This window comes from Delftia acidovorans NBRC 14950, from assembly GCF_001598795.1.
In the GTDB taxonomy this organism is placed as follows: Bacteria; Pseudomonadota; Gammaproteobacteria; order Burkholderiales; family Burkholderiaceae_C; genus Comamonas; species Comamonas acidovorans.
The window spans coordinates 183628-199868 of sequence record NZ_BCZP01000007.1 but is presented as its reverse complement, the minus strand read 5'-3'; the positions used below and the strand labels follow the sequence as shown (position 1 = coordinate 199868).

Sequence of the window (16241 nt, the reverse complement as noted above, 5' to 3'; positions counted from 1 at the left end):
CGCTGCCCTCCGGGGCAGGATCAGGCGCCGCGCAGCACCAGCAGGTCGATGCTGGCCGGCACGCCCAGGCGCACGGCAAAGCCGGCCCACAGGCCTGCGCCGGCGCTGACGAAGAGCTTCATGGCGCCGACCTCGTACTCGCCGCGCACAAAGCCGTCATTGGCAGGCGCCACCAGCCATTGGTCCATGCCCAGGATCAGGCCGCCGTGCGTATGGCCCGACAGCTGCAGGCCCACGCCGTGGGCAGCGTTGTCACGGGCGGTCTTGGGCTGGTGGGCCAGCAGCAGGTGGTATTGCGCACCGGCCTCTTTGGCCTGGCGGGCCACGGTGTCGATGTCGGGCGGCACGCCTTCGGCCACGGACGGGTCGGTGTTCTGGCGCGACAGGCGGCCATAGGCCGGATCGCCGATGCCCGACAGCGCCAGGCGCGCGCCCTGCACATCGATCAGCTGCATGCGGTTTTCCAGCAGGTTCAGGCCCACGCGGCGGAATTCGGCCATCCAGGCGTCGTAGCCGCTGTAGTACTCATGGTTGCCGGGCGCCGCCCACACGCCGTAGCGTGCCTTGAGCTGCGCCAGCGGCGCGACGTTGGCGCGGCCGCTGTCCACGTCGCCGTCCACCATGTCGCCGGGCAGCACGATGAGGTCGGGCCGCGCCTCCAGCGTGCGGTCCACGATGGTCTGCACATAGCGCGCGTTGTTGATGGGGCTGGCGTGGATGTCGGCCAGCACGGCCACGCGCAGGCCTTCCAGGCCGGTGGGCAGGCCGGGCAGGCGCAACGTGCGTTCGTGCACCTCGGGCGGGCGCAGCGCATTGGCCACGCCCCAGGCCGACAGCAGGCCCGCCAGGGCCAGGGCGCCGGCCGTGAGCAGCGGGGCGTGCAGGCGCTGCTTCCAGTCCTCGCGCCGGGCCACGGCGGCCAGCGCCCAGAGGCCGTCGCGCAGCACGATGAAGACGGCCAGCATCAGCAGCAGGGCCAGCACCCAGCCGCCCGGCACCTGCAGATAGGCCAGCGTGCGGTACTCGACCGTGCCCTCGCGCAGCAGCACCAGCAGCAGGGCGGGCGTGCAGCCCAGGGCCGCCGTGGCGACGGCCGCCATCAGGCGTGCGCGGCGCGGCATCATGCGGACGGGCCACCACAGCCACAGGGCCAATAGCGGGATGACGAGGGCGGCAAGAGAAACCATGGGGAGCAGATCGAAGAAGGCGGGTGAGGCGGCCAGCGCCGGGAGCGGCCGGCAAGGCGAGCGCCGATTGTGCGCAATGCCATGCATGCCGCTGGCCTGACTTGGCGAAGGCCCTGGCATGCGGGGGTTTTCATGCGGGCGGCACAGGGCGGGCGTATGGAAATCTGCAGCCGCGTGGCGCCGCCGGCATGGCGCGGGGATAATCCAGCCCCTTATGCCTTTGAAGATCAGCTTCCCTGAATCCCTGCCCGTATCCGCCCGCCGTGAGGAAATCATGGAGGCCATGGACCGGCACCAGGTCATCATCGTGTGCGGCGAGACGGGCTCGGGCAAGACCACGCAGCTGCCCAAGATCGCGCTGGCGCTGGGCCGGGGCAAGGTCAACGCCACGCCCGACGACAAGGGCCAGGTGCGCGGCCACCTGATCGGCCACACGCAGCCGCGCCGCATTGCCGCCAGCTCGGTGGCCAAGCGCATTGCCGAGGAGCTGAACACGCCGCTGGGCGATGTGGTGGGCTACAAGGTGCGCTTCCAGGACCGGCTGTCCAAGGACGCCTCGGTCAAGCTGATGACGGACGGCATCCTGCTGGCCGAGACGCAGACCGATCCGCTGCTCAAGGCCTACGACACCCTCATCATCGACGAGGCCCACGAGCGCAGCCTCAACATCGACTTCCTGCTGGGCTACATCAAGCAGATCCTGCCCCGGCGCCCCGACCTCAAGGTGGTGGTGACATCGGCCACCATCGATGCCGAGCGATTTGCCAGGCACTTCGAAGGCCCCAAGGGGCCTGCGCCGGTGATCATGGTCTCGGGCCGCACCTACCCCGTGGAGATGCGCTGGCGCCCCTTCGAGGAAAAGCGCGACCACGACCTCAACGATGCCATCGCCGAAGGCGTGGACGAGCTGTGGTCCGGCGGCGTCAGCGGCGACATCCTGGTGTTCCTGCCCGGCGAGCGCGAGATCCGCGAGGCGGCCGACCACCTGCGCAAGCACCTGGCACAGCAGCCCGTGCTGCGCCATGCCGAGGTGCTACCGCTGTTCTCGCGCCTGTCGCAGGCCGAGCAGGACCGCATCTTCGACAGCCACACGGGCCGGCGCATCGTGCTGGCCACCAACGTGGCCGAGACCTCGCTGACCGTGCCCGGCATCCGCTATGTGATCGACGCAGGCACGGCGCGCGTCAAGCGCTATTCCTTCCGCAGCAAGGTCGAGCAGCTGCTGGTCGAGCCCATCAGCCAGGCGGCCGCCAACCAGCGCGCCGGCCGTTGCGGCCGCGTGGCCAACGGCATCTGCATCCGCCTGTACGACGAGGCTGACTTCGGCACGCGCGCGCGCTTCACCGACCCTGAAATCCTGCGCTCCTCGCTTGCCGGCGTCATCCTGCGCATGAAGTCGCTGGGCCTGGGCGACGTGGTGAATTTCCCCTTCCTTGAATCGCCCTCGGGCCGCGCCATTGCCGACGGCTACCAATTGCTGGGCGAGCTGGGCGCCGTGGACGAGCGCGGCGAGCTGCTGCCCATGGGCCGCGAGCTGTCGCGCCTGCCGCTGGACCCGCGCGTGGGCCGCATGATTTTGGAGGCGCGCACGCGCGGCGCCGTGGCCGAGGTGCTGGTCATTGCCTCGGCCCTGTCCGTGCAGGACGTGCGCGACCGGCCGCTGGAGGCCCAGCAGCAGGCCGACCAGCAGCACGCCAAGTTCGACGACGAGAAAAGCGAATTCAGCGGCTACCTGCGCCTGTGGAAATGGCTGCAGGATGCGCGCGGCGGCAAGGTGGTGGCCAAGAGCCGCAAGGAAATGGCCGGCGCCCAGGCCCCGGCCGCCAAGCCATCGGCGCGCAATGCCGCCTTCCTGCCCGTGGCCCAGCGCAGCGGCGGGCAGAGCGTGGCCGCCCCGGCGGCCGAGGCGCTGGCGGCCTTCCATCCGCAGGACACCGGTCCCGGCACGGATGACGAGCCCTCGCACAAGCTCAGCAACCGCCAGTGGGAGCAGCTGCTGCGCCAGAACTTCATCAACATCCGCCGCGTGCGCGAATGGCGCGACATCCACTCGCAGCTGCTGACCGTGGTCAACGAGCACAAGTGGAAGATCAACACCGAGGCCGCAGGCTACGACGCCGTGCACCTGTCCATGCTGTCCGGCCTGCTGGGCAACCTGGGCTACAAGGGCGATGAAAGCGACGCCTACCTGGGCGCGCGCGGCATCCGCTTCTACCCGCACCCGGGCGCCCACCTGTCCAAGAAGCCCGGGCGCTGGATCGTGGCGGCCGAACTGGTGGAAACCTCGCGCCTGTACGGCCGGGGCATCGCCGCCATCGATCCGCAGTGGCTGGAGGAAGTCGGCGCCCACCTGCTCAAGAAGCAGCTGCTCGATCCGCACTGGTCCAAGAACCAGGCCGACGTGGTGGCGCTGGAGCGCGCCACGCTCTACGGCCTGGTGGTCTACAACGGCCGGCGCATGAGCTATGGCCGCATCGATCCGCAGTCCGCGCGCGAGATCTTCATCCGCCAGGCCCTGGTGGAGGGCCAGTGGGATACGCGCTGGCACTTCCTGCCCGCCAACCTCAAGCTGGTGCGCAAGGTCGAGGAGCTGGAGCACAAGAGCCGCCGCCAGGACGTGCTGGTCGATGACGAGCTGATCTACGCCTTCTACGACCAGCAGATCCCCAAGGACGTGTTCAGCGGCGCCACCTTCGACCATTGGTTCCGCGAGGCGGCCAAGGAAAACGCCGACCTGCTGCGCCTGTCGCGCGACGAACTGATGCGCCACGAGGCGGCCGGCATCACCACCCAGGCCTTTCCCAAGGTGGTCAAGCTCGGCGGCGTGGACTGCACGGCCAGCTACCTGCACAGCCCCGGCGACGCACGCGACGGCATCACCGTCACCGTGCCGCTGTTCGTGCTCAACCAGGTCAGCGACGAGCGCGTGGAATGGCTGGTGCCCGGCATGCTCAAGGACAAGCTCCAGGCCCTGCTCAAGAGCCTGCCGCAGCGCCCGCGCAGCCGCTTCGTGCCCCTGCCCGAAAGCGCCCAGCGCCTGGCCGAACTCTTCACCACGCCCGAGCGCTGGGGCCAGGGATCGCTGATCGATGCCCTGCTCAAGCAGGTGCGCGACGAGACCTCGCTGGACGTCAAGCGCGCCGACTTCAAGCTGGACATGCTCAGCCCGCACCTGTTCATGAACTTCCGCATCACGGACGAGCATGGACGCCAGCTGGGCCAGGGCCGCAACCTGGGCGCGCTCAAGGCCGAACTGGGCGCCAAGGCGCGCGGCGCCTTCCAGGCGCTGGCCGCGTTGAAGGTGGCGTCGGTCACGGAGGCCCCTGCTGCACCCGCTGCCACCGCGCCCGAAGCCGGCAGGAAGCCTGCGCCCGCTGCCAAGGCGGAAAAGCCCGACCAGGCCACGCCTGCCAGGAATGCCAAGCCCAGCCAGCCCGCCGACAGCCGCTACAAGGAATGGAGCTTTGGCGAGCTGCCCGAGCTGATGGAGATCGGCCGGGGCGGGCAGACGCTGATCGGCTTTCCGGCGCTGATCGACCATGGCGATGCCGTCGGCATCGAGGTCTTCGACGAGCCCGAGGTTGCGGCCGCACGCCACCGCGTGGGCCTGCGCCGCCTGTTCGCGCTGCAGATCCGCGACGCGCTCAAGTACCTGGAAAAGAACATTCCAGACCTGCAGAAGATGGCCGTCGCCTACATGCCGCTGGGCACGCAGGAGGAACTGCGCGAGCAGATCATCGACGTGGCCATAGACCGCGCCTTCCTGCAGGAGCCGCTTCCCACCAACGACGCGCAGTTCAAGCAGCGCGTGCAGGACGGACGCGGCCGGCTGACGCTGATCGCCAACGAGGTGGCGCGCATGGCCTCCACCATCCTGGTCGAGTACGCGGCGGCGCAGCGCAAGATCAAGGACACCAAGAACGCGCCTGACGCCACGGCCGACGCCGCCCAGCAACTGCAGCGCCTGGTGCCCAAGAACTTCATCGCGGCCGCGCCCTGGACCCAGCTGCAGCACTACGCGCGCTACCTCAAGGCCATCACCAGCCGGCTGGACAAGTACCGCGCCGACCCTGCGCGCGACGCCAGCCGCCTGACCGAGCTGCGCCCGCTGGAGCAGCGCTACTGGCGCCTGGTGGCCGAGCGCAAGGGCCACATCGATGCGCGCATGCAGGAGTACCGCTGGATGCTGGAGGAGCTGCGCGTGAGCTTCTTCGCCCAGGAGCTGCGCACGCCGTACCCGGTCAGCATCAAGCGGCTGGACAAGGTCTGGCAGCAGCTGCAGAACTAGCGCCGTGCCGGCCTGCGGCCCTTTCTTGAGCGGGAGGGCCGCAGGCCATGTTTCAATGCGGCATCGCCACCTTCACCGGCACGCGGCCGGTTGGAGCGATGCAAGTCCGTTTGCGCCATCACTGAGATGGGGCATTTTTCAATGCATGGGTGATCTGTGCAGAACCTGCACAGATGCTGGCCGCTCCATGGCGTTGCTGCGGGCCCTGTGCGTTTCTAGACTGCAGGCATCAACCACTTCCCGTTTTCAGGAGCACTGCATGTCACTCGCAGAACAGGCCAGCCAGGCCACCCAATCCACCAGCCATCCCACCCTCCGCGCCCTGTCGGGCGCGCCGGGGCGCAGCCAGTTGCCACTGGGTGCCACGGCGCTGCTGGTCATCGACTTCCAGAACGAGTACTTCAGCGGCCGCCTGCCCATCCCGCGCGGCCCGCAGGTCCTGGAGCAGGCCCGGCGCCTGCTGCAATGGGCCGATGCCGGGCAGGTTGCCGTGTTCCACATCCAGCACATTGCCCCCGAAGGTGCGCCCGTGTTCGCCATCAATGGCAGCGCCGTCCAGTTCCACCCCGGCCTGCAGCCGCGCGCGGGCGACACCGTGGTGCAAAAGCGCAGCGTCAGCGCCTTCGTCGGCACCGACCTGGCCGACCAGCTGCGCGCGCGTGGCATCACCACCGTGGTCATCTGCGGCCTCATGACCCACGCCTGCGTGGCCGGCGCCGCACGCGATGCCGCGCCGCTGGGCTTCGAGGTCGTCGTGGCCAGCGATGCCGTGGCCACACGTGCCATCACGCGCAGCAACGGCGAATCCGTGGACGCCGACAGCCTGCACCGTGCCGCGCTGGCCGAGATCGAGGATGTGTTTGGCGATGTGCTGTCCACGGACGGCATTCTGGAGCTGGCGCTGCGCTGAGCGGGCTGGGCGGCATCGGCGGTCCATGCTCCACAATCCCCGCCAAAGGAGTGCATGAGCAATGGACAGATGGCAAGCCATGCGGGTGTTCTGCGGCGTGGTGGACGCGCAGGGTTTCACGGCGGCCCAGGATCGGCTGGGCATGACGCATTCCACGGCGTCGCGCCATGTCAAATGGCTGGAGTCGGAACTGGGCACGCAGCTGCTGCAGCGCAATTCGCGCGGGCTGAGCCTGACCGATGCGGGGCGCAGCTACTACCAGAGCTGCGTGCAGTTGCTGGAGCAGCTCGATGCGGCCGAGGCCGCGCTGGCCGTGCGCCGCGCACGCGTGGCAGGCGTGCTGCGCATCACGCTGCCGCTGGCCGTGGGCGCCATCGAGCTGGGCGACTGGCTGCCCGAGTTCGAGCAGCAATTCCCCGAGCTGGAGCTGCAGCTGCTGTGCACCGACCGGCTGGTGGACCTGGTGGCCGAGGGCGTGGATGCGGCCGTGCGCATCAGCCGGCAATTGCCGGACAGCGGGCTGCAGGCGCGGCTGCTCACGCATTCGCCGCTGGTGCTGGTGGCGTCGCCCGCCTACCTGATGCGCCAGGGCGTGGTGCAGGCGCCCGGGCAATTGGCCGAGCACCGCGCCCTGGCCTTTGCGGCGGGCCCGGCTCCATTGCGCTGGAGCGTGGTGTCTGGGCAGGGCGCCGTGACCGAGGTGCAGCCGCACACGGCGCTGCGCACCGATTCGGTGGCCACCATCTTCGAGGCCGCACGCGCAGGCCGGGGCATTGCGGCGCTGACCTGGCATACCGTGCGCTCGGCCGTGGAGCGCGGCCAGCTGGTGCGGGTGCTGCCCTGTTTTCATCTGGGGCAGTACAGCTACCACGCGCTGTATCCGCGCACGCGGCATCTGCGCCCGGCCGTGCGCGCGTTTGTGGATTTCATGGCGCGGCGCTATCGGCAGGGGCCAGGCGGCTGAGCATGGTCTTCTGGAGCCGGCCACTGGACGCGCAGGAGCAGGCCTTTGTGCGCACGCATTTCGGCGCCTCGCTCGATGCGCTGCTGCCGCGCCTGCGCCTGTACCAGCGGCGGCTGGGCGATACGCGCAGGGCGCTGTCCATGAATGGCGGGCGCATCTTCATGCCGCGCGCCTTCTTCACGCAGTCCGATCCGCGCCAGCCGCTGCGCCTGTCGCATCCGCAGATCGCAGGCATCTTTGCCCATGAGTTGCTGCACCAGTGGCAGCGCCTGCAGGGCATGCCCGTGACGCGGCAGGCCGCCTGGCTGCAGTTCAAGGCGCTGTGCACGCGCGGCGACCCGTATGCCTATGAGCGCTGCGATGATCCCCGGCGCATGCTGCAGCGCTTTGTCCATGCCCAGGTGGAGCAGCAGGGCCAGATGTGGGAAGACCATGTGCGCGCCTGCGTGGCGGGGCAGGGCGATGCGGCGGGCGCCCTGATCGCGGCCCACGTGCGGGGCCAGTGAGTCAGCTGGGCTGGATGCTCAGTGCTTCGATCAGGTCATGGGCCGACACATCGCGCGCCGCGCCAAAGCCCGCCACGTGCCGGGCGATGGATGGCGTGATGCAGACAAAGCGGAAGTCGCCCAGATCGGTCATGAACGCGGCTTCGGGGAAGCGCAGCACATAGCTGTCGCGCGCGCCATCGGCCAGCACGCTGCCGGGCGGCGGCGTGCTGGCCACGCCTTCAATGGCCACGCGCTCCAGTGCATGCACGCCCTCGCCGTCCACTTCGGCCGCGCACACCAGCAGGCTGACGGCCGGGTGCAGCTCCATGGCCCGCGTGTGCGCTGCCAGTGCGCTGACGTGCAGCACAAAGCAGGCAAACTGCGCATTCCAGGCCCAGGGCACCATGGACAGCCGGGGAGCGGGCAGTGCATCGCCAGCCCCGGGGGCAGGGGAGTCGGCGGGCTGGGTGGCCAGGGCCGCGCTGCGGTGGCGGGCCAGCAGATCGCGCAGCGACAGCTGCAGGCGGGACAGGTGGGGCGTGGTGGGCATGGCGCCATCGTACCTGTGGCGTACCTGGGGCGTACCTGGGGCGTACCTGTGGCGTGCCCGTGGCCGGCTTGCGAAAGCACAAGGCGAGTTGCGGTGCCAGCGGTATGCCATGGGCGCTCAAGCGTCACTTTGGCGACGATCTCCTGGGGCCTTCCCCAATGCCGGGAAGCGGGTGTGGGCCTAGCCTCGCTGGCAAGGCGGATTGCCGCCGTCCCTTCCACTCACCGACACTTCAAAGCCCATCCACCCATGCCCTCCCAGCCCGCGCACCACGCTTTCTGGCCCAGCCGCCTGCCCCATTCCATCACCGTGCCCGCCACCAGCGTCTGGGACAACCTGGCCGTCAATGCGCGACGCTACCCGGACAAGGCAGCCATCCGCTACTTCGGCAGCTCCATCAGCTACCGCGAGCTGTGCGAGGGCACGGAGCGCATGGCGGCCTACCTGCACAGCCTGGGCGTGCAGCGCGGCGACCGCGTGATCCTGCTGATGCAGAACACGCCTCAGCTCATCCTGGCGCACTACGCCATCTTCCGCGCCAATGCGGTGGTGGTGCCGGTCAACCCCATGAACATGGCCGAGGAGCTCAGGCACTACATCACCGACGCCGATGCCAAGGTCGCCATCACCACGGCCGACCTGGCCCCCGAACTGGCCAAGGCCAGCAATGCGCTGGCGCCCGGCCAGCGGCTGGAGCACCTGGTCGTCACCCAGTTCACGGACGCCTTCGATGCCGGGGTGCAGGGCGACGACGCCCCGCCCGTGCAGTGGCACGACTGGCTGCTCACCCGGCGTGAGCCGGCCGTGCTCGATGGCGGCAGCGTCCACACCTGGCAGCAGGCCCTGGCCTGCACCGAAGCCGCGCCGCCCCATGTGGTGGGCCGCGACGACATGGCCGTGCTGCCCTACACCAGCGGCACCACGGGCCACCCCAAGGGATGCATGCACCCGCACCGCTCCATCAACCACAACGCCGTGGCGGGCAGCTACTGGGGCAGCGGCACCAGCGAGACCGTGGTCCTGGCCGTCGTGCCCATGTTCCACATCACGGGCATGGTCTCGGTGCTGCACACGGCCATCTTCGTGGGCGCCACCCTGGTCGTCATGCCGCGCTGGGACCGCGAGCTGGCGGGGCGGCTGATCTCTCGCTACCAGGTCACCAGCTGGACCAACATCCCCACCATGGTCATCGACCTGCTGGGCAGCCCCAACTTTGCGCAGTTCGACCTCACCAGCCTCAAGTACATCGGCGGCGGCGGTGCGGCCATGCCACAGGCCGTGGCCCAGCGCCTGCTGGAGCAATACGGCCTGCGCTTCAGCGAGGGCTATGGCCTGACCGAGACGGCCGCGCCCACGCACAGCAACCCGTTCGAGCATCCCAAGCAGCAATGCCTGGGCATTCCCTTCATGAGCACCGAGGCGCGTGTCATTGACCCCGAAACCGGCGCCGATGTCCCGCAGGGCGAGCAGGGCGAAATCGTCGTCCACGGCCCCGAGGTCTTCGACGGCTACTGGAAGCGGCCCGACGCCACGGCCCAGGTCTTCATGGAGATCGACGGCAAGCGCTTCTTTCGCACCGGCGACCTGGGCCACGTGGACGAGGACGGCTACTACTTCATCACCGACCGCCTCAAGCGCATGATCAACGCCAGCGGCTTCAAGGTCTGGCCGGCCGAGGTCGAATCGCTGATGTTCCGCCACCCCGCCATCCAGGAAGCCTGCGTGATCTCCACGCGCGACGCCTACCGCGGCGAGTCGGTGAAGGCGGTCGTCGTGCTGCGCGCCGGCAAGGAAGACACCACGGCCGAGGACATCATCCAGTGGTGCCGCGAGAACATGGCCGTCTACAAGGCGCCCAAGATCGTGCAGTTCGTCAAGGCCCTGCCCAAGAGCGGCAGCGGCAAGGTGATGTGGCGGCAGTTGCAGGAGGCGGAGGCCGGCTGACCGGCCCTCAGGGCCTCAAAGCCTGAAGCCCTTGCCCTCGGCGCGTTCCTGACGCGGCCGCCGAGGACGCTGTGGGGATGTTTGCTGCATGGGCGTTGCGAAGGCTGCGCGCGCATCTATGATCGCGCGCCAGACACTAACACTGCATCAGACAGCACACAGTACACAGCACATGCATGGATTTCCTGGGTCTGCTGCCACGGTCGTGGCAGCATTTTTTTGCCTTCCCGCTTGCGCGCACGAACTGTGCACCATCGTCGCCGACGCCGACACGGGCCAGTCCCTGGTGCACAGCGGCCCGGCCTGCGCCGAGCGGGTCACGCCGGCCTCCACCTTCAAGATCGCCATCAGCCTGATGGGCTATGACGCCGGCATCCTGCAGGACGAATCCCGGCCCGCGTGGCCGTACCAACCGGAGTATCCGGACTGGGGCGGCGATGCCTGGCGGCGCGAGATCACGCCCCAGGCTTGGATGAAGGACTCGGTGTTCTGGTACTCGCAGCAGGTGGCGCGGGAGCTGGGCCAGCAGCGGTTTGGCGCCTACGTGAGGGCCTTCCAGTACGGCAACGAGGATGTCTCCGCCGTTGCCGTGGCCCATCCCGGCCACAACGGCGCGTGGGTGGTGTCCTCGCTGCGCATCTCGGCGGCCGAGCAGGTGGCCTTCATGCGCAAGATCGTGCGCCGGGAACTGTCTGTGAGCAGTCAGGCCATCGACATGACTGCGCGCATCACCCGGCACCCCGTGCCTGTGGACGGCTGGACCGTGCATGGCAAGACCGGCACCGGGTCGCCCGGCAGCGACAACCGCTACGATGCCAGCCGGGCCTACGGCTGGTATGTGGGCTGGGCCACCAAGGACCAGCGCAGGCTGGTGTTCGCCACGCTGATCCAGGATGAGCAGGCGCAAAAGCCCAATGCCGGCCTGCGCGCACGCGATGCCCTGCTGCAGCGACTGCCTGCCGCGGACCGCTGACAATGCACGGGCGTTTTCCTTTCCGCACCTTGCCCACATACCTCCCACACATCTCCCACACATCTCCTGCACAAGAGCGACAGACCGACACCCGATGAAGACCATTGACGAAATGCTGAACCTGGACCTGCTCACCCCCGAGCAGCACGTTGAGATCAGCGACTGGATTGCCCGCGCGAACTCCCCCGAGGAAATACTGCAGATGCCCGCCCCGCTGTGGCAGGCCGTGGAGCGGGCAAGCGAGGCCATGGGCGTCAATGCCGATCTTCTGCGGCCGCCCTCGCTGGATGCGGGCGGCGCAGTTTTCGGATAGACCCAGCAGCGGGGATGGGCCGGCCCACCAGGCAACCGGCCCACCTGCGCACTCCCATGGCGTGCCGGCCAGGTCAGCTGGCCGGTGCCGGTGAGTCCTTGGTGTCCTGATGCGCCGGCCTGTCGCTCGGCGCGGACCACACACTGTCCCGCGGGCCGCTGCGCGTGCGCCGTGCCGTGGCACGCGCCATCCAGGCCAGGGCCAGCACGCCGGCCACGGCCGTCAGGTCCAGGCCGATCAGCGAGGTGTCCACCCACGCGCCGGTGCCTGGCGCCAGCCAGCCCAGCAGCGATGACAGCGCGATCGCGGCCGTGCAGGCAGCGGCCAGCCACAGCAAGGGCGGGGCCGCGCGCGCCGCGCCGCGAACGAAGGCCCAGGCCACGCTGGTGAAGAACACGGCGTAGTAGATGCCCATGTGCCATGCGGCCAGGTCATCGACGCGGCCCGGCAGCCACTTGGCGGCGGCAATGGTGGCGGAAATGCCGGCCACGCAGCCCAGGCAGACGCCGACGGTGGCCGAGGCCATGAGGGCCGTGTCGCGCCGCTGCACGGGCAAGTCTGCGCCCTTGCGCTGGGCCTTGCGCCGCGTCTCCACCCACAGCAGATTGCCGCCGTAGAACAGCCATGCGCCCGCCAGGCCCAGCAGGAAGTACAGCCACCAGACCGCGAGTCCGCCGAAGGAGGCCATGTGCAGCGCGAAGAAGCTGCTGATGAACAGGTTGGGCGTGCTCTGTCCGCCTGACAGGTAGTCGGCCGAGATCAGCTTGCCGCTGTACGGATCGAGCATGGCAAAGCCGCCCACGGCGCGCGGCGATACGGCCTGAGGATTCCTGCCCCAGACGCGCACGGTGGGCTTGGGGCCGGTGACCTGGGCGTACTGCAGTCTTTCGGGCTCGAAGCCGGGCGCGGCGGCCTTGACGATCTCCACCAGCTGCGAGGGTTTGAGCATGTCGGCCGGATTGCGTGCCGGCGCGTCCGGGGCCTTGCCCGAGGGGCGCGCAAAGGTCTGGGCCCATTTGCCTTCGTGGATCAGCCTGTCCTGCACGTCGAAGATCTGGTCGTGGTAGGCGAAGACCACGGCGCTCAGGGCCATGACGATGTGAAAGGGCAGGCTGACGATGCCCACCACGTTGTGCGCGTCCAGCCACATGCGCTTGAGGTTCCTGCCCACGCGCAGGGCGAAGAAGTCCTTGACCAGCGAGGGCAGCAGGATCACCACGCCCGACACCAGGGCCAGGAAGTACAGGGCCGAGATCGCGCCCATGATCCAACGGTTGGGGTCCGAGTCCACGGGCAGGCCGACCACGCGGTGCAGCACGTCGATGAACTCCACCAGGCGGGACGGGCGCTGCTCGCTGATCTGCACGCTGCCGTCGGCCGACAGCTGGGCCGTGTAGTGGCGTACGGCGCTTTCGTCATGGTCGTCGGCCTTGGGATCGCGCACCTGCCATTGCAGGCGCGGTATGGCGTTGTCGCCCTGCAGCTGCACGATGGCGCCGCGCGCGGCCGCCGGCGTGCTGGCCAGGGTCCGGGCGATCAGCGGCTGCACCTCGTCCATGGGCACGGCCTGCACCACGGCGGCCGGCGGCGTGGACCATCGCCGGATGGGTTCCTTGAACACCGTCAGCGCACCCGCGTAGAAGGCGATGAACAAGGCCATGCCGCTGAGGATGCCCGTCCAGGTGTGTACGGATTTGTAGATGCGGATGTGGTCGGCTCTCATGACAGGCCTCCTGCGCTGCTGTGCATTGCCGCGCGCACCAGCCACCAGGCGGCCAGGGCCAGCGCGTTGGCCCCGCCCAGCCAGGCCCAGGCGCGCAGGCCGCTGGAAAAGAAATACACCAGGGACTGCACCAGCAGCCAGACCGGCGGCACCAGCCACATGACCAGCTGCCCGCTCACTGCCAGCGGCATGCCGTGCAGCAGGGCGGCCAGCAGGCCACTGGCGCTGATCGCCAGGCCCGGGCCCAGCAGCAGGCCGGCCAGGGTCTTGGAGATCCAGTCCGGCCGGATGGGGGCCGGCTTGCGCGGGCGGGCCTCAGGGTGTGCGTCGGCCATGGAACAGCGCTCCGATATAGGGCAGCAGGGCGAAGGCCAGCATCAGCAGGGTGAGCCAGGTGAACGTGGCGGCCAGCGTCCGCATGTCCTGGGCGAATGCCAGCCAGCCCGCTGCGAGCAGGCCGCCACCGGCCAGGAGGGCAGGCCGGCGCGGCCAGGCGGCCGCCCATAGCCGCTGGTTGGGCGAGGCGGCGTAGATGCACAGGCAGGCCAGCGAGGTGGCAAGCAGGCCGGCGACGGTGAAGAACGGCATGGAAATTCGATCGTGGGAAGCAAAAGACCCGGCGGGACACAACATGCGCCCCGCCGGGTGGCCTGCGCAGTGCGTCAGGCGGTCAGAACGACACGGTGGCCGACAGCCGGAAGGTGCGCGGTGCGCCGGGCATGACGAAGCCATCGGTGAACATGCCGATCCAGTAGTTCTTGTCCGTCACGTTCTCCACGCTGGCATTGAAGCGCACGGGCGTGGCGCCGAACCTGGTCTCGTACTTGGCCATCAGGTCGAAGCGGTTCCAGGCCGGGGCGCGCAGCTTGTTGCCGGAGTCCACCCACTGCGAGCCGGTGTACAGCACGCGGCCGCCGACCGACAGGCCCTGCACGGGCGTTTCCCAGTCGATGCCGATGCGCGCGCAGCTTGGGCACGCCGTAGTTCTCACGGCCGGAGTTGATCTGGCGCGACTTGATGTACTCCACCCCGCCCAGCAGAGACAGCGTCTGCGTGAGCTTGCCGAAGGCGCTCCACTCCAGGCCCTTGAGGCGCTGCTCGCCATCGAGCACCTGGGCATTGCCGCTGTTGGTGATGATGGACGGCTTTTCGATGCGGAAGGCGCTCAGCGTGTGCGTGGTCTGGCCCGCCTGCAGCTTCACGCCCACCTCGCCCTGCTTGGTCTGCATGGGCGCCAGGGTCTCGCCGGTGTTGGCAAAGCCCGCGCCCACGGTGCGGCCGGGCTCCAGGCCTTCGGTGTAGTTGGCGTACAGCGAGACGTTGTCGCCCCAGGGCCGCACGACCAGGCCGGCCATGGGCGAGACGCGGCTCTTGCTGTAGTTGGACGACACGCCGTTGACCAGCGGTGTCTTCACCGTCTGGTGGCGTGCGCCCAGCGTCAGCAGCACCTTGTCGTTGGCAAAGCTCATCACGTCGGCCAGGGCCAGCGAGCGGAATTCGTTCTCGGTGGTGTAGCCCTTCCACTGCGGCGCGCCCGGGAAGGTGGGCGTCGTCGGCTCGTACATGTTGGTGGTGTAGCAGTAGTTGCAGGCCGTGTTGTAGGTGCCTTCCTTGTGCTTGAGGATGTTGAACGACAGTTGCAGACGGTGCTGCACGCTGCCCGTGCTCAGCTTGCCGATGACGCCGGCCTCGGCCGTGCGACGCTCGGATTCGGTATGCACGTTGTAGATGGCGCCGCGCGTGGTGCCGTCCAGGCCCGTGACGATGGCGCGGGTGCCGAACAGCAGGCCCTTGCCCTGCGCCTCGGAGGCGCCGAAGGCGAAATAGCCCTGCCAGTTCTGCGTGAAGTCCACCTCGGCACGCGCCAGCAGGCCGCTGTTGTCGTACTGGCCGTGGGTGCCGCGGAACATATTCACGTCGCCGCTGGGCGGTGCCAGCAGCCGGCCCACGCCGGGGATGGCCGCGCTGCCCAGGAAGCTGAACATGCCCGGGCTGCCGCCGTCGATCTTGGTGATGCTGTTGTACAGGTCCAGCGAGAAGCGGGCCCTGTCGCCCAGGTAGTCCAGGCCCAGGGCGCCCACGCGGCGCTTCTGGCTCTCGTCCTTGGCGCCCATGTCGCCCGAGCCGTAGACGCCGTTGAAGCGCAGGCCCAGCCGCTGCTCGGGGCCGAAGCGCCTGCCCACGTCGGCATGCATCTGCAGGTAGGAGTCCGAGACGTAGGTGGCCGTCAGGTCCGCCATGGGCTGGGCCAGCGCGCGCTTGGTGACCATGTTGACGGAGCCGGCCACGCTGGCCAGCGGCGGCATGCCGGACAGCAGCACGTTGGGGCCGCGCATCACCTCCACGCGCTCGAACATCTCGATGGGCACCGAATTGGCCGGCGCCACGCCGTACAGGCCGTTGGTGGCGATGTCCATGGCGGTCACATCCAGGCCGCGCAGGTTGAAGTTCTGCAGCAGGTGTCCCTTGTTGGTGGTGAAGACCACGGCCGCATCGTTTTCCAGCACATCCTGCAGCGACAGGGCGGACCAGTCCTCGGCCAGCTCGCGGGTGTAGGCGTTGACATGCACCGGCGCGTCCACGATGGAGGTGGCGCCCAGAATGCCCAGGCGTGCACCCTTGGCGGCCTTGCGCCCCGGTGCCAGCGTGGGCAGGTCCTCGCGCTCGTACTTGTCGCGCACGTCGATCTGCGACAGCGTCGGCGTCGTTGCGGCCGGCGCCTGCGCTGCATCCTGTGCGATCGCCGTGGACCCGGCGCCGGCGGCCAGCATGGCCAGAACAATGGAGTTGAACCGCAGCGCGCGGCCGTTGGTGGTGTGCATGGACTGGACTCTTGATGTTGTAGATGTCAATGAGAATCAGTCTTAATTATATTTACGAATTTAGTTAGCATGGGAAGTT

The 16241-nt window shown here is 68.8% G+C and carries 13 protein-coding genes; 7 read left to right on the top strand and 6 right to left on the bottom strand.

The window, feature by feature from the left end; all coding sequences use genetic code 11:
• Positions 1 to 20: 20 nt before the first annotated feature.
• Positions 21 to 1187, bottom strand: a complete 1167-nt coding sequence (locus tag DA1_RS11320) for a metallophosphoesterase (protein WP_034398790.1) — start codon at positions 1185 to 1187, stop codon at positions 21 to 23.
• A 214-nt stretch (positions 1188 to 1401) separates the two neighbouring features.
• On the opposite strand from DA1_RS11320, the gene hrpA reads away from it, so the two are divergent.
• From hrpA to DA1_RS11300, 4 genes are all read left to right on the top strand, one after another.
• On the top strand, positions 1402 to 5475 hold the full coding sequence (hrpA, locus tag DA1_RS11315; protein ID WP_034395461.1) for an ATP-dependent RNA helicase HrpA: 4074 nt from the start codon (positions 1402 to 1404) through the stop codon (positions 5473 to 5475).
• 259 nt (positions 5476 to 5734) lie between these two features.
• Positions 5735 to 6385, top strand: coding sequence for a cysteine hydrolase family protein (locus DA1_RS11310; protein ID WP_034395464.1), 651 nt, complete (start codon positions 5735 to 5737; stop codon positions 6383 to 6385).
• Positions 6386 to 6446: 61 nt separating this feature from the next.
• A complete protein-coding gene (locus DA1_RS11305; RefSeq protein ID WP_034395467.1) occupies positions 6447 to 7349 on the top strand; it encodes a LysR family transcriptional regulator in 903 nt (300 codons plus the stop codon).
• A 2-nt stretch (positions 7350 to 7351) separates the two neighbouring features.
• Entirely contained in the window at positions 7352 to 7855 is a 504-nt protein-coding gene (locus DA1_RS11300) for a hypothetical protein (RefSeq protein ID WP_034395470.1), read from the top strand.
• 1 nt (position 7856) lies between these two features.
• Here the strand turns inward: DA1_RS11300 and DA1_RS11295 are convergent, their stop codons facing one another.
• Entirely contained in the window at positions 7857 to 8387 is a 531-nt protein-coding gene (locus DA1_RS11295) for a pyridoxamine 5'-phosphate oxidase family protein (RefSeq protein WP_034395474.1), read from the bottom strand.
• 249 nt (positions 8388 to 8636) lie between these two features.
• Between DA1_RS11295 and DA1_RS11290 the strand changes: the two genes are divergently transcribed.
• The 3 genes from DA1_RS11290 to DA1_RS11280 all read left to right on the top strand — a co-directional run bounded on the left by DA1_RS11290 (position 8637) and on the right by DA1_RS11280 (position 11617).
• The gene (locus tag DA1_RS11290; protein WP_034395477.1) at positions 8637 to 10331 is read left to right on the top strand and encodes a long-chain fatty acid--CoA ligase; all 1695 of its coding nucleotides are present in this window, start codon (positions 8637 to 8639) and stop codon (positions 10329 to 10331) included.
• A gap of 172 nt (positions 10332 to 10503) precedes the next feature.
• On the top strand, positions 10504 to 11304 hold the full coding sequence (blaOXA, locus tag DA1_RS11285; protein ID WP_034395480.1) for a class D beta-lactamase: 801 nt from the start codon (positions 10504 to 10506) through the stop codon (positions 11302 to 11304).
• Between the two features lie 94 nt (positions 11305 to 11398).
• A complete protein-coding gene (locus DA1_RS11280; protein ID WP_012206342.1) occupies positions 11399 to 11617 on the top strand; it encodes a hypothetical protein in 219 nt (72 codons plus the stop codon).
• Positions 11618 to 11690: 73 nt separating this feature from the next.
• Here the strand turns inward: DA1_RS11280 and DA1_RS11275 are convergent, their stop codons facing one another.
• The 4 genes from DA1_RS11275 to DA1_RS11260 form a co-directional block, all read right to left on the bottom strand.
• A complete protein-coding gene (locus DA1_RS11275) occupies positions 11691 to 13340 on the bottom strand; it encodes a PepSY-associated TM helix domain-containing protein (protein WP_034395484.1) in 1650 nt (549 codons plus the stop codon).
• Positions 13337 to 13675, bottom strand: coding sequence for a hypothetical protein (locus DA1_RS11270; RefSeq protein WP_013801745.1), 339 nt, complete (start codon positions 13673 to 13675; stop codon positions 13337 to 13339). Before DA1_RS11270 ends, DA1_RS11275 begins: the two co-directional genes overlap by 4 nt.
• Positions 13656 to 13928, bottom strand: coding sequence for a hypothetical protein (locus DA1_RS11265; RefSeq protein WP_013801746.1), 273 nt, complete (start codon positions 13926 to 13928; stop codon positions 13656 to 13658). Before DA1_RS11265 ends, DA1_RS11270 begins: the two co-directional genes overlap by 20 nt.
• A 74-nt stretch (positions 13929 to 14002) precedes the next feature.
• Positions 14003 to 16162: a TonB-dependent receptor gene (locus DA1_RS11260; RefSeq protein WP_332840443.1), complete on the bottom strand. Its 2160-nt coding sequence runs from the start codon at positions 16160 to 16162 to the stop codon at positions 14003 to 14005.
• Positions 16163 to 16241: the final 79 nt, after the last annotated feature.

Bases quoted from the DNA above. Each gene is read 5' to 3' on its own strand.
- DA1_RS11265 (WP_013801746.1), bottom strand. From the start codon at position 13,928: ATGCCGTTCTTCACCGTCGCCGGCCTGCTTGCCACCTCGCTGGCCTGC.
- DA1_RS11260 (WP_332840443.1), bottom strand. From the start codon at position 16,162: ATGCACACCACCAACGGCCGCGCGCTGCGGTTCAACTCCATTGTTCTG.
- DA1_RS11280 (WP_012206342.1), top strand. From the start codon at position 11,399: ATGAAGACCATTGACGAAATGCTGAACCTGGACCTGCTCACCCCCGAG.
- DA1_RS11310 (WP_034395464.1), top strand. From the start codon at position 5,735: ATGTCACTCGCAGAACAGGCCAGCCAGGCCACCCAATCCACCAGCCAT.
- DA1_RS11275 (WP_034395484.1), bottom strand. From the start codon at position 13,340: ATGAGAGCCGACCACATCCGCATCTACAAATCCGTACACACCTGGACG.
- DA1_RS11305 (WP_034395467.1), top strand. From the start codon at position 6,447: ATGGACAGATGGCAAGCCATGCGGGTGTTCTGCGGCGTGGTGGACGCG.
- DA1_RS11270 (WP_013801745.1), bottom strand. From the start codon at position 13,675: ATGGCCGACGCACACCCTGAGGCCCGCCCGCGCAAGCCGGCCCCCATC.
- DA1_RS11320 (WP_034398790.1), bottom strand. From the start codon at position 1,187: ATGGTTTCTCTTGCCGCCCTCGTCATCCCGCTATTGGCCCTGTGGCTG.
- hrpA (WP_034395461.1), top strand. From the start codon at position 1,402: ATGCCTTTGAAGATCAGCTTCCCTGAATCCCTGCCCGTATCCGCCCGC.
- blaOXA (WP_034395480.1), top strand. From the start codon at position 10,504: ATGCATGGATTTCCTGGGTCTGCTGCCACGGTCGTGGCAGCATTTTTT.
- DA1_RS11300 (WP_034395470.1), top strand. From the start codon at position 7,352: ATGGTCTTCTGGAGCCGGCCACTGGACGCGCAGGAGCAGGCCTTTGTG.
- DA1_RS11290 (WP_034395477.1), top strand. From the start codon at position 8,637: ATGCCCTCCCAGCCCGCGCACCACGCTTTCTGGCCCAGCCGCCTGCCC.
- DA1_RS11295 (WP_034395474.1), bottom strand. From the start codon at position 8,387: ATGCCCACCACGCCCCACCTGTCCCGCCTGCAGCTGTCGCTGCGCGAT.